The sequence below is a fragment of the Ramlibacter sp. genome, assembly GCF_035706265.1.
Lineage (GTDB): Bacteria > Pseudomonadota > Gammaproteobacteria > Burkholderiales > Burkholderiaceae_C > Ramlibacter.
On the sequence record NZ_DASSVG010000066.1, the window covers coordinates 1 to 11,688 of the forward strand.

An 11,688-nucleotide genomic window follows, 5' to 3' on the forward strand; every position below is an offset into this window, starting at 1 on the left:
GTTCGAGCACTTCGGCAGGTCGGCGGTCTCGATCGCCTCGCGCTGCGCCAGGCGCGCGTTGCCGAAGCCCGTCATGAGCGCGCGGCGCATCTCGCGCGGCGCCAGTTCGGCCAGGCAGTCCAGCACGTCGTCGGCCGGCTCGTCATCGAAGCGGCGGCCCCAGCCGTGGTCCTCGCGGATCGACTTGTACAGGTTGCGCGCGATGCTGCGCGCCTGTTCGTGCGTGGGCGGGTCGATCTCGAACACGTTCATGCGGTTGAGGATCGGCTCGGGAATGCAGCGCTCGTCGTTGGCCGTCATGATCCAGATCACCTGGCTCGCGTCGAGCGCGACCTCGGCGAATTCGTCCATGAAGGACTGCGCCGTGTCGTGTTCCAGCAGGCCGTAGAGCGCGCCCAGCGGGTCGTACTGCGCGTCGGCGCTGGCCTTGTCGATCTCGTCCACCACGAGGACGGGGTTGGCGTACTGGCCGTCCACCAGCGCCTCGAACACCTTGCCCGGCTTGGCGCCCTTCCACTGCGAAGAGGCGCCGGAGAGCAGCCAGCCCGCCGTCATGGAGCTCATGGGAACCAGGCTCATGCCGGTGCCGAGCAGGTCGGCCAGCTGGCGGGCGAAATGCGTCTTGCCGATGCCGGGCGGGCCCAGCAGCAGCATGGGCGTGATCTCGATGCCGTCGCCGGCGTCCTGCGCCAGGGCGACGTGCCGCTTCAGGTCGTCGAGCGCGTCGGCGAAGTTGGGCAGCTGCTCGTAGAGGGCGGCCATCTCGGGGATGCCGCTGGGCTTGACCTGGAAGCGCTCGGGCCCGCGCTCCAGCATGCGCTCGTAGGTGGCGCGCAGGGTTTCGTGCTCGCGCGCGGGCAACTTGGCCAGCTTGCGCTCGACCTCGTGCGGCCGGAACACGTTGCGCACGTTGGCGATCGGCAACTGCAGGCCGGGCGACGTTTGCGGAACCAGACTACGCGATTGCATGGCCACACTCCTTCAACGACTCTTTGCTGGATTCCAGCATAGGCCGTGCCAGCCATCAATCAGGAGGGTCAGCAGGCGCACGCGCTTGTCAGCGCCCGTCGACAGCAGAAGCGGGACCGGCTGCCGTTGGCAGCCGGTGCAAGGGAGTGCTGGCGGGGAAATTCCCCCGCGCCCGGCCCCCCGGGGGGCCGGGAAACGGTCAGCCCTGCGAGGAGGAGCCCAGCACCTGCTGCAGCTCGCCGCTCTGGTACATCTCCATCATGATGTCCGAGCCGCCGATGAATTCACCGCGCACATAGAGCTGCGGGATGGTCGGCCAGTTGCTGAATTCCTTGATGCCCTGGCGGATCTCGTCGTCTTCCAGCACGTTGACGGTCTTGAGCTGCTCGGTGTCGACCCCGCAGGCCTTCAGGATCTGCACCGCGCGGCCGGAAAAGCCGCACATGGGGAAGGCTGCGCTGCCCTTCATGAACAGCAGGATGTCGCTGGATTGGACCAGGTCGGCTATGCGTTGCTGGACGTCGCTCATGGAAATCTCTCCTGGGGGTATGCCGGTTGGCTTGGGCGGATTATCCCAGTTCGGGCGCCTGCCCACCCGAACAGCGGACGATGCCGCCAAGGTCCTTGCGGTTGCTCAGGCGGGTGAAGCCCGCCGCCGCGAGCAGGGCCTCGACGGCGGCGGCCTGGTCCCAGCCGTGCTCCAGCAGCAGCCAGCCGCCGGGCGCGAGGTGGGCCGGCGCCGCGCCGACGATGGCGCGCAGGTCGGCCAGGCCGTCCTCGCCAGCGACCAAAGCGGAAAGCGGCTCGTGGCGCAGCGCGGCGAGGTGCTCGTCCTGGGCGCGCACGTAGGGCGGATTGCTGACCACCAGGTCGTAGCGGCCGGCGCCGGCCAGCCAGTCGGCCTGGCGGAACTGCACCGGCAGCTGCAGCCGCTGCGCGTTGGCCCGCGCCACGGCGAGCGCCTCGGCGCTGCGGTCCACCGCCTCCACCCGCGCATCGGGCCGCGCGCGCTGGATCGCCAGCGCGATGGCGCCGCTGCCGGTGCCGAGGTCGATCACGCGCGGCGCGCGCAACGGGCGCAGCAGCTCCAGCGCCCACTCGACGATCGTTTCGGTGTCGGGGCGCGGCACCAGAACGCGCGCGTCGACCTGCAGCGGCAGGCCGAAGAATTCCTTCTCGCCGGTGAGGTAGGCAAGCGGCTCGCCGGCGTTGCGCCGGCTGCAGAGATCCGCGTAAGCCGCTTCGGCCGCAGGCGCCAGGGCTTCGTCGTCGTGCGCGACCAGCCAGCCGCGCTCGGTGCCGACGCGCCCGAGCACGTGCAGCAGCAGGAGCTGGGCGTCGATCCGTGCCAGCCCTTGCGCCGCGGCCCGGGCCAGCGCCTCGCGCAGCGTCATGCGCGGGCCGCCCCGAGCCCCACTTCCAGCTCCTCGAGCTGTTCGGCGCGGCGCGCGAGCAGCAGGGCCTGGACCACTTCGTCGAGGTCGCCTTCCATGATCGCGCCCAGCTTGTACAGCGTGAGGTTGATGCGGTGGTCGGTCATTCGGCCCTGCGGGAAGTTGTAGGTGCGGATGCGGTCGGAGCGGTCGCCGCTGCCGATCAGGCCCTTGCGCGTGGCGGCCTCCTTCGCGGCGCGCTCCGAGCGCTCCTTCTCCTGGATGCGCGCCGCCAGCACCTGCAGGGCCTTGGCCTTGTTGCGGTGCTGCGAACGGTCGTCCTGGCATTCGGCCACGATGCCGGTCGGGATGTGCGTGATGCGGACGGCGGAGTCGGTCTTGTTCACGTGCTGGCCGCCGGCGCCCGAAGCACGGAAGGTGTCGATGCGCAGGTCGGCCGGGTTGATCTGGACCGCCGCCGCTTCGTCCGGCTCGGGCAGGGCCGCGACGGTGCAGGCGCTGGTGTGGATGCGGCCCTGGTTCTCGGTGGCGGGCACCCGCTGCACGCGGTGGCCACCCGATTCGAACTTGAGCTTGCCGTAGCTGCCTTCGCCGACCACGCGCAGCACCACTTCCTTGTAGCCGCCCACCTCGCCCTCGCTCTCGCTCATGAGCTCGGTGCGCCAGCCCTGGCGCTCGGCGTAGCGCGTGTACATGCGCAGCAGGTCGCCCGCGAACAGGGCCGCCTCGTCGCCGCCGGTGCCGGCGCGGATCTCGAGGAAGGTGTTGCGCGCGTCGTCGGGGTCGCGCGGCAGCAGCAGCGCCTGCAGCTCGCCTTCGAGCGCGGGCAGCTCGCCCTCGAGCGTGGCGATCTCCTCGCGCGCCATCTCGGCGAGCTCGGGGTCTTCCATCATCTCGCGCGCCTGCGCCAGGTCGCGCTCGCGCTGCAGGTAGCGCTGGAAGTGGCCCGCAACCTCGGTGACTTCGGCGTGCTCGCGCGTGAGCTCGCGGAAGCGCTCCATGTCGTTCACCACCTCGGGCTGCGAGAGGTAGAAGTCCAGTTCCTGGAGGCGGACGGGGAAGCGTTCGAGTTGCTGGCGGAGGAAGGGTTTCACTGCGGGTACGGCGTTGGACGTTGAGCGTTGGGCGTGGAAGAGGGCGCGCCGAACGGTCAACGCTCAACGTGGAACGCAGCGCGCCTGCAGGCGCGCGTCGCTAACGCTCCTTGCGCAGGAAGAAGTGCTCGATCGCCGCGCTGGCGCGCTGGCGCGACTCGGGGTCGGCGGCGCGCAGTTCGGCCATGGCGCCGTGCAGCATCTTCTGGGTGAGGCCGCGCGACAGCGCGTCCAGCACGGCATCGACGTCCTCGCCCTTGGCCAGCAGCTTCTTCGCACGGGCCAGTTCCAGCGCGCGCCATTCGTCCGCCTGGGTGTTCAGCTGCTTGATCAGCGGCACCACGTGGCGCTGGTCCATCCAGTGCACGAAGCTCTGCACGCCGGCGTCGATGATGGCCTCGGCCTGGGCCACGGCGGCCTGGCGGTTGGCGTGGCCGGTCTGCACCACGTGGGCGAGATCGTCCACGGTGTAGAGGTACACGTCTTCCAGCGCCTTGACCTCGGGCTCGATGTCGCGCGGCACGGCCAGGTCCACCATGAACATGGGGCGGTGCTTGCGCGCCTTGAGCGCGCGCTCCACCGCGCCGAGGCCGATGATCGGCAGCTGGCTGGCGGTGGAACTGACGATCACGTCGAATTCATGCAGGCGCGCCGGCAGGTCGGCCAGGCGCATCACCTCGCCGCCGAAGCGGCTGGCGAGCTTCTCGCCGCGCTCCAGGGTGCGGTTGGCGATCGCGATCCCCTTCGGGCTCTTGGCCGCGAAGTGGGTGGCGGCCAGCTCGATCATCTCGCCGGCGCCCACGAACAGCACCTTCACCTTGGTGAGGTCTTCGAACAGGTTGCCGGCCAGCCGCACCGCGGCGGCCGACATGCTGATGGAATGCGCGCCGATCTCGGTGGAGGTGCGCACCTCCTTGGCCACGGCGAAGGAGCGCTGGAACAGCTGGTTGAGCGTGGTGCCGAGCGCGCCCGCCTCCTCGGCGACGCGCACGGCGTCCTTCAGCTGGCCGAGGATCTGCGCCTCGCCCAGCACCATCGAATCGAGGCCGCTGGCGACGCGGAAGGCGTGGCGGGCTACGCCCGCATCCTGCAGCATGTAGGAGTGCTCGCGCAGCAGGCCCGTCTGCACCTGGCCGGACTGGGCCAGCCATTCGACGGTGGAATCGATCTCGTGCTTGTTGCCGGCGCAGTAGATCTCGGTGCGGTTGCAGGTCGAGAGGATCGCGGCCTCAGGCTGGCGGCCGAGCCGGTTGCCGACCTCGCTGCGCAGCGAGTGCAGGGTGGGGGCGATCTGGTCGAGCGCGAACGCGAACCGGCCCCGCAGATCCACGGGAGCGGTCGTGTGGTTGATGCCCAATGCCCAGACAGCCATGCGGCGAATTATAAAATTCGATGCGATTCAAGCACTTACCCCGGGGTTGTGGCCGGGTTGTTCTAGGTCAATCGGGAGCGTTGTGGGATTATTCGAGTTTGCCGACCATCTGCTGGGCTTTGCGGCACCGGCCCTGGCCGTGGCCTTGCTGGTCACCCTGGCCGCCCCGCTGGTGCTGCCCCGCAGCGCCAAGCCCGTGACGTGGTGGGCCCGCTTTGCTATCAATAGCGCAGCAGGGCTGGCCACCCTGGTGGCCGGGCTCTGGTACTTCGGCCACGACGGCAAGATGGCCACCTACGCCGCCCTGGTGCTGGCGGTGGCCACGGCGCAGTGGCTCACGGCTCGCGCCTGGCGCTCCTGACCCATGCTGTTCCTGCTTTCTCCCGCCAAGACGCTGGACTACGCGTCGCCGATCCCGGAAGTTCCGCACACCCTGCCGGGCTTCGCGGCGGATTCCGCCCGCCTGATCGAGGTGCTGCGACGTTACTCCCCCCAGCAGGTTTCGAGCTTGATGGACATCAGCGATCCGCTGGCCGCGCTCAACGTCGCCCGCTACCAGGCCTGGTCGCCCAAGTTCACCGAGCGCAACGCGCGCCAGGCCGTGCTGGCCTTCGACGGCGACGTCTACGACGGCCTGCAGGCCCGTCGCATGGGCGCGGCCGACCTGGAATGGGCGCAGCGCCACCTGCGCATCCTGAGCGGCCTGTACGGCGTGCTGCGCCCGCTCGACTGGATGCAGCCCTACCGGCTGGAGATGGGCACGGCCCTGAAGGTCGGCCCGGCGGCCAATCTCTATCAATACTGGGGCAGCCGGATCGCCGAGGCGCTGAACGAGGTGCTCGCCGCCGACAAGACGCCGGTGGTGATCAACCTCGCCTCGCAGGAATATTTCAAGGCGGTGGACCGCAAGGCGCTCAAGGCGCGCGTGATCGACTGCGTCTTCGAGGAGTGGAAGAGCGGGACGTGGAAGATCGTCAGCTTCACCGCCAAGAAGGCGCGCGGCCTGATGGCCCGGCACGCCATCACCCGGCGGGTGGAAACCCCGCGCAAACTGGAAGCTTTCGACCTCGAGGGCTGGCGCTTCGATCCGGCTGCCTCGCAGCCCGAGCGCATGGTCTTCCGGCGCAGGACCGCATCATGAGCACGACAGGCAGCACGCAGCAGGTCACCCCGGAGCTGCGCCGGTGGATCGTGGAGCAGGCCGAGGCGGGCCACAGCGCCGACTCGGTGCTGAAGGCCATGATGGCCTCCGGCTGGAACGAGGACGTGGCGATCGACGCCATGGAAGAAACGCTGCGCGGCCACCTGGAACGCCGGGCGCTGGCGCAGGGCCTGCCGCCGGCGCTGCCGGTGCCCGAGCCGTCCCTCGAAGAGTCGCCGCTGTACCTGGATACGGGCGACCGGCAGGTGGCGGTGCTGCAGACCATGGCCAGCCCGCGGGTGGTGGTGTTCGGCAGCCTGCTCTCCGACCAGGAGTGCGAGGAGCTGATCGCGCTGGCCACGCCGCGGCTCGCGCGCTCGCTCACGGTGGCCACCAAGACCGGCGGCGAGGAGGTCAACGCCGACCGCACCAGCAACGGCATGTTCTTCCAGCGCGGCGAGAACGAGCTGGTGCGCCGCATCGAGCGGCGCATCGCCAGGCTGGTGAACTGGCCGGAGGAGAACGGCGAGGGCCTGCAGATCCTGCAGTACGGCCCCGGCGCCGAATACAAGCCGCACTACGACTACTTCGATCCCGCCGAGCCCGGCACGCCGACCATCCTGCGCCGCGGCGGCCAGCGGGTGGGCACGCTCGTGATGTACCTGGGCGAGCCGGAGAAGGGCGGCGGCACCGTGTTCCCCGACGTGCACCTGGAAGTCGCGCCCAAGCGCGGCAACGCGGTGTTCTTCAGCTACGAGCGGCCGCATCCCTCCACGCGCACGCTGCACGGCGGCGCCCCGGTGCTGCAGGGCATGAAGTGGATCGCGACCAAGTGGCTGCGCGAACGCCGCTTCGAGTAGGCTTGCAGGCAAGCGCAGGTCCCCTTCATGAATCTCCCGCAAGAGTCGCAGCTGGGCAAGCCGGCCCGCTACGCCGACCAGTACGACGCCAGCCTGCTGTTCCCGATCTCGCGCGCGCCCAAGCGCGAGGAGCTGGGCCTGTCGGGCGCGCTCCCCTTCTTCGGCGCCGACCTCTGGACGGCCTTCGAGCTGAGCTGGCTGAACCCGCGCGGGAAGCCGCAGGTCGCCATCGCGCACTTCACCATTCCCTGCGAGACGCCCAACATCGTCGAGAGCAAGTCGCTGAAGCTCTATCTGGGCAGCTTCAGCGGCACGAAGTTCGCCTCGGCCGAGGAGGTGCGCCAGCACCTGCGGGCCGACCTGAGCGAGGCGGTGTGGCGCGGCGCGCCTGCGCCGGCCACCATCGGCGTGAAGCTGGTGGGGCCGGAGCTGTTCGACCAGGAGCCGGTGCACGAGCTCGATGGCCTGAGCCTGGACCGGCTGGACATCGAATGCACCGACTACACGCCGGCGCCGCACTGGCTGAAGACGGTGGAGGGCGAGCCGCCGGTGGAGGAGGTGCTGACCAGCAACCTGCTGAAAAGCAACTGCCTGGTGACCGGGCAGCCGGACTGGGGCAGCGTGCAGATCCGCTACACGGGCGCCCAGATCGACCAGGAAGGGCTGTTGCGCTACCTGGTGAGCTTCCGCAACCACAACGAATTCCACGAGCAGTGCGTGGAACGGATCTTCATGGACCTCTGGCGCTGCTGCCGGCCTTCGCGGCTGGCGGTCTATGCGCGCTACACGCGCCGGGGTGGGCTGGACATCAACCCGCTGCGCACCAGCCATCCGATGCAGTTGCCGCCGAACATCCGCACGGCGCGCCAGTAGGCCCGGTTACCGGACCCCGATCCAGTCGCACCGCAGCCGCCGCGCCCGGTGCGCCTTCGCCCGCAGGCTCACATACAGCGTCGGCGCCGACATGGCCAGCACGAGCAGCGGCGCCGCCCAGAGCGCGTCGAAGGTGAAGGCCGGCAGCCAGCCGACCCAGCCGACCAGCCAGAGGGTGAGCATCACATCCCAGGTGTGGTACTCCACCGGGTGATCGCCGGAATGGGCGACATGCCATCTCTTGATGCGCTGCAGGGTGTCCAGGTCCATGAAAGCTCTCCGCTGTGCCTCCGCTCGTCAGGGGCGTAAGGCTCAGTGTAAGTTTCGCGTCAGGAGCTGCAAGGGGCCGGTTGGCTTTTTCGCCTGTCATCTGACATCCGGCAAACGTCATGGATCCTGGAACAGGTCCGGTGTGTGTTCCGCCACACGCGGCGCGGCTTCGTCCGACCCGGCGGCGGCCGCGGCAGTGGCAAGCGCCTGGGCCCGCGCCAGCTTGCCCACGCGCACGCCGAGCAGCCGCAGGCGCTGGCGCAGGTCCACGCGCTTCAGGCATTGGCCGGCCGTGCGCCGGATCAGCGCCGGGTCCGCGGTGTACGCGTCCAGCGTCTGGTCGCGCGTGGCCGTGCGAAAGTCGTCGTAGCGCAGCTTGATGCCGATCGTCTTGCCGACGTAGCCCTTGCGCTGCAGGTCCTCGGCCACGCGGGTGCACAGGTCGGTGAAGATGGCGCCGAGCTCGGCGCGGTCGCGCACGGCGTGCAGGTCGCGCTCGAAGGTCGTCTCGCGGCTCATGGAGACCGGCTCGCTCTCGGTGACCACCGGCCGGTCGTCCCGGCCCCAGGCGGCGTCGTGCATCCAGGCGCCGTAGGCCTGGCCGAAGTGGTCCACCAGCCATTCGCGCGGCTGCGCGGCCAGGTCGCCGATGGTGTGGATGTGCAGGCCGGCCAGCTTCTCGCCCGATTTCGGCCCGATGCCGTTGATCTTGCGCACCGCCAGCGGCCAGATCTTCGTCTGCAGGTCGTGCTCGAAGACGATCGAGATTCCGTTCGGCTTGTCGAATTCGCTCGCCATCTTGGCCACCAGCTTGTTGGGCGCCACGCCGATCGAGCAGGTGAGGCCGGTGGCCTGGAAAATCGACTTCTGGATCAGGCGGGCGAGCACGCGACCGCCTTCGCGCTGGCCACCCGGCACCTCGGTGAAGTCGATGTAGACCTCGTCGACCCCGCGATCCTCCATCACCGGCGCGATCTCCTGGATCACGGCCTTGAACGTGCGCGAAAAGCGCCGAACCTCGTCGAAATCCACCGGCAGCACGATCGCCTGCGGACACAGGCGGGCGGCCTTCATCATGCCCATGGCGGAGCCCACGCCGAACTGGCGCGCCGGATACGTTGCGGTGGTGATCACGCCGCGGCCGACGTAATCGCGCAGCAAGGGGAAGGCCTCGACCGGGATTTTGGAGAGCGGCCGGTCGGCGTAACGTTGCAGCAGTTCGTCATCGGCGCTGCGCCGGCCGCCTCCGATCACCACCGGCAGGCCCTTGAGTTGCGGGTACCGCAGCAGCTCCACCGACGCGAAGAAAGCGTCCATGTCCAGGTGGGCGATGCGGCGCGGGAGGGTCACCCGCCTATTGTCGTAGTTCACGCCTTGCGGCCTTTCGGCCGATGGGCTTGACGCAACACAAGCACCCCAAAGGGCTGAGCCGGGATGATCCCGGCATGGGTCGTTGGGAAGAAGATCACGGCGCCGCGAGCGCCGAGGGGGCGGTTGCGCGCATCATCGTCGCCAGCCAGGCCTCCATCCGTCAGTCCGTCTACCAGGAGATGGAGAAGATCCGCGCCAGCGCCGTCAAGCACAACGAGCCGGCCGGCATCGCCACCGCGCTGCTGCACCAGTCCGGCTGGTTCGTGCAGTGGAAGGAAGGCCCGGCGCCGGCGCTGCAGGACATCATGGCGCGGGTGGCGGGCGATTCACGCCATTTCGACTTGCGCATCGTGCACCGCAGCCGCGGGCCGCGGCTGCTGTCGGGCCCCTGGTCGATGGCCATCGTCCAGTGCAGCGAAACCCCGGCGCAAATGGAGCAGCGGATTCGCCGCCTGAAGCAGCAGGTGGACGAAGGCCTGCAGTTCTCGCCGGCGGCGACCTGGCGGCGCCTGTCCACGCCCATGATCCACGCTGGCGCGATGCGCCAGCACGACCCCGACGCCTTCCAGCGCGTGCTGGTCTGCGCGGCCGCGGGCATGGGCTCGTTCGAGCTGGTGCGCTGGCTGGGCGAGTGCAACAAGGTCGAAGTGGTGCACCGCCGCTTCGCCGGCGCGACCGAACGCGACGTCGGCACCGACTACGTGGACTTCGAGCAGGACGAGCGGGTCTGGCGGGTGATCGCGATGGCGCGCCACGGCCTGCACCTGCCGCTGACGCGCGCCTTCATCCCGGACTATTCGCACGTCGTGCTGCTGCTGTCCATCGATGCGGAGCGCAATGCGCAGCTGGTGGAGCGGGTGCTGCGCGCCTACGAGTTCGTCGAGCATCCGCCGGCGCTGATCGGGGTGGCGAGCCGCGACGACATGCACGCCGTGCCCGCCGCGATGGCGCGCCGCCACCGCCTGCCTTACCTGGCGGCCGTGGCCGATTCGCGCCTGCCGCAGGAGACCTGGGCCGAGGTGCAGCCGCTGCTGATGCACTGGCAGCAGGCGGCCAACAGCTCGCTCATGTCCGGCGCCGGCCGGACCCGCTTCGCTCAGTAGCCGGGCGGCAGCAGGATGCTGCGGTCCACGTGGCGGATGTCCGTGCGGCCGCAGAAGGCCATCGACAGGTCCAGCTCGTTGCGGATGATCTCCAGCGCCTTCTCCACCCCGGCCTGACCCATTGCACCGAGGCCATAGAGCATGGCGCGGCCGATGTAGACGCCGCGCGCGCCGAGCGCCACCGCCTTCAGCACGTGCTGGCCGGAGCGGATGCCGCCGTCCATGTGCACCTCGATGCGGTCGCCCACCGCGTCGACGATGTGGGGCAGGGCGGAGATCGACGACGGCGCGCCATCGAGCTGGCGGCCGCCGTGGTTGGAGACGATCACGGCGTCGGCACCGGAGTCGGCGGCCAGGCGCGCATCTTCCTCGTCCTGCACGCCTTTCAGAATGAGCTTGCCGCCCCAGCGGCTCTTGATCCACTCCACGTCCTTCCACGACAGCCGCGGATCGAACTGCTTGGCCGTCCACTCGGAGAGCGACCCCATGTTCTCCACGCCCTTGACGTGGCCCACGATGTTGCCGAACTGGCGCCGCTGCGTGCCCAGCATGCCGAGGCACCAGCGCGGCTTGGTCATCATGTTCAGGATGTTGGGCAGCGTCAGCCTGGGCGGCGCCGACAGCCCGTTCTTCAGGTCCTTGTGGCGCTGGCCGAGGATCTGCAGGTCCAGCGTGAGCACCAGGGCGGAGCAGCCGGCGGCCTTGGCGCGGTCGATCAGGCTTTCGATGAAGCCGCGGTCGCGCATGACGTACAGCTGGAACCAGAACGGATGGCGGCCGGTCGCCTCCGCCACGTCTTCCAGCGAGCAGATGCTCATGGTGGAGAGCGTGAACGGGATGCCCATGTTCTTCGCCGCCTTCGCCGCCAGGATCTCGCCGTCCGCGTGCTGCATGCCCGTGAGGCCGGTGGGCGCAATCGCGACCGGCATGGCCACGTCCTGGCCGATCATGGTCGTGCGGGTGCTGCGCCCCTCCATGTTCACGGCCACCCGCTGGCGCAGCAGGATGCGGTCGAAGTCCGCCTCGTTGGCGCGGTAGGTGCTCTCCGTCCATGAGCCGGAATCGGCGTAGTCATAGAACATGCGCGGCACGCGCCGCTGCGCGAGGACGCGCAGGTCCTCGATGTTGGTGATCACGGGCAAGTCTTGTCTCCTGCCGGGCTTCCGGCGGGCGACATGGTAACGGCTGAGCCACCCACCCACGTGTTGCCGGCCTGCAACCCAGGCGGCCGTCAGGTGTCG

General features: G+C 69.4%; 13 protein-coding genes. 5 read left to right on the top strand and 8 right to left on the bottom strand.

Features of this window, described 5'->3' with window-relative positions; all coding sequences use genetic code 11:
- The 5 genes from VFM98_RS02305 to hemA all read right to left on the bottom strand — a co-directional run.
- The coding region (locus tag VFM98_RS02305) for an AAA family ATPase (RefSeq protein WP_325108273.1) at positions 1-969 on the bottom strand (969 nt) is incomplete at its 3' end.
- Between the two features lie 199 nt (positions 970-1,168).
- The gene (gene grxD / locus VFM98_RS02310) at positions 1,169-1,498 is read right to left on the bottom strand and encodes a Grx4 family monothiol glutaredoxin (RefSeq protein ID WP_325108274.1); all 330 of its coding nucleotides are present in this window, start codon (positions 1,496-1,498) and stop codon (positions 1,169-1,171) included.
- Positions 1,499-1,538: 40 nt separating this feature from the next.
- On the bottom strand, positions 1,539-2,363 hold the full coding sequence (gene prmC, locus VFM98_RS02315; RefSeq protein WP_325108275.1) for a peptide chain release factor N(5)-glutamine methyltransferase: 825 nt from the start codon (positions 2,361-2,363) through the stop codon (positions 1,539-1,541).
- Positions 2,360-3,457, bottom strand: a complete 1,098-nt coding sequence (gene prfA, locus VFM98_RS02320; protein WP_325108276.1) for a peptide chain release factor 1 — start codon at positions 3,455-3,457, stop codon at positions 2,360-2,362. Before prfA ends, prmC begins: the two co-directional genes overlap by 4 nt.
- Before the next feature lie 100 nt (positions 3,458-3,557).
- Entirely contained in the window at positions 3,558-4,829 is a 1,272-nt protein-coding gene (hemA, locus tag VFM98_RS02325) for a glutamyl-tRNA reductase (protein ID WP_325108277.1), read from the bottom strand.
- Positions 4,830-4,911: 82 nt separating this feature from the next.
- Between hemA and VFM98_RS02330 the strand changes: the two genes are divergently transcribed.
- The 4 genes from VFM98_RS02330 to queF are packed head-to-tail and all read left to right on the top strand — an operon-like array spanning position 4,912 to position 7,703.
- Positions 4,912-5,190, top strand: a complete 279-nt coding sequence (locus VFM98_RS02330) for a hypothetical protein (protein ID WP_325108278.1) — start codon at positions 4,912-4,914, stop codon at positions 5,188-5,190.
- A gap of 3 nt (positions 5,191-5,193) precedes the next feature.
- Positions 5,194-5,970: a peroxide stress protein YaaA gene (gene yaaA / locus VFM98_RS02335; protein ID WP_325108279.1), complete on the top strand. Its 777-nt coding sequence runs from the start codon at positions 5,194-5,196 to the stop codon at positions 5,968-5,970.
- Positions 5,967-6,830 (top strand): 2OG-Fe(II) oxygenase, encoded by an 864-nt coding sequence (locus tag VFM98_RS02340; RefSeq protein WP_325108280.1) that lies wholly within the window; start codon positions 5,967-5,969, stop codon positions 6,828-6,830. Before yaaA ends, VFM98_RS02340 begins: the two co-directional genes overlap by 4 nt.
- A gap of 27 nt (positions 6,831-6,857) precedes the next feature.
- The gene (gene queF / locus VFM98_RS02345) at positions 6,858-7,703 is read left to right on the top strand and encodes an NADPH-dependent 7-cyano-7-deazaguanine reductase QueF (protein WP_325108281.1); all 846 of its coding nucleotides are present in this window, start codon (positions 6,858-6,860) and stop codon (positions 7,701-7,703) included.
- A gap of 6 nt (positions 7,704-7,709) precedes the next feature.
- Here queF and VFM98_RS02350 read toward each other — a convergent pair whose 3' ends face one another.
- Entirely contained in the window at positions 7,710-7,973 is a 264-nt protein-coding gene (locus VFM98_RS02350) for a hypothetical protein (protein WP_325108282.1), read from the bottom strand.
- 117 nt (positions 7,974-8,090) lie between these two features.
- On the bottom strand, positions 8,091-9,290 hold the full coding sequence (locus VFM98_RS02355) for a DNA polymerase IV (RefSeq protein WP_325108285.1): 1,200 nt from the start codon (positions 9,288-9,290) through the stop codon (positions 8,091-8,093).
- A 128-nt stretch (positions 9,291-9,418) separates the two neighbouring features.
- Between VFM98_RS02355 and VFM98_RS02360 the strand changes: the two genes are divergently transcribed.
- Entirely contained in the window at positions 9,419-10,447 is a 1,029-nt protein-coding gene (locus VFM98_RS02360; protein WP_325108283.1) for a BLUF domain-containing protein, read from the top strand.
- On the opposite strand, the gene VFM98_RS02365 is transcribed toward VFM98_RS02360, so the two are convergent.
- Complete coding sequence (locus VFM98_RS02365) at positions 10,441-11,589, bottom strand: alpha-hydroxy acid oxidase (RefSeq protein ID WP_325108284.1); 1,149 nt, start codon at positions 11,587-11,589, stop codon at positions 10,441-10,443. The genes VFM98_RS02360 and VFM98_RS02365 overlap by 7 nt on opposite strands.
- Positions 11,590-11,688: the final 99 nt, after the last annotated feature.

Excerpts from the sequence above, each read along its gene's own strand:
- grxD (WP_325108274.1), bottom strand. The coding sequence starts at position 1,498 with ATGAGCGACGTCCAGCAACGCATAGCCGACCTGGTCCAATCCAGCGAC.
- prmC (WP_325108275.1), bottom strand. The coding sequence starts at position 2,363 with ATGACGCTGCGCGAGGCGCTGGCCCGGGCCGCGGCGCAAGGGCTGGCA.
- hemA (WP_325108277.1), bottom strand. The coding sequence starts at position 4,829 with ATGGCTGTCTGGGCATTGGGCATCAACCACACGACCGCTCCCGTGGAT.
- yaaA (WP_325108279.1), top strand. The coding sequence starts at position 5,194 with ATGCTGTTCCTGCTTTCTCCCGCCAAGACGCTGGACTACGCGTCGCCG.
- VFM98_RS02340 (WP_325108280.1), top strand. The coding sequence starts at position 5,967 with ATGAGCACGACAGGCAGCACGCAGCAGGTCACCCCGGAGCTGCGCCGG.
- queF (WP_325108281.1), top strand. The coding sequence starts at position 6,858 with ATGAATCTCCCGCAAGAGTCGCAGCTGGGCAAGCCGGCCCGCTACGCC.
- VFM98_RS02350 (WP_325108282.1), bottom strand. The coding sequence starts at position 7,973 with ATGGACCTGGACACCCTGCAGCGCATCAAGAGATGGCATGTCGCCCAT.
- VFM98_RS02355 (WP_325108285.1), bottom strand. The coding sequence starts at position 9,290 with ATGGACGCTTTCTTCGCGTCGGTGGAGCTGCTGCGGTACCCGCAACTC.
- VFM98_RS02360 (WP_325108283.1), top strand. The coding sequence starts at position 9,419 with ATGGGTCGTTGGGAAGAAGATCACGGCGCCGCGAGCGCCGAGGGGGCG.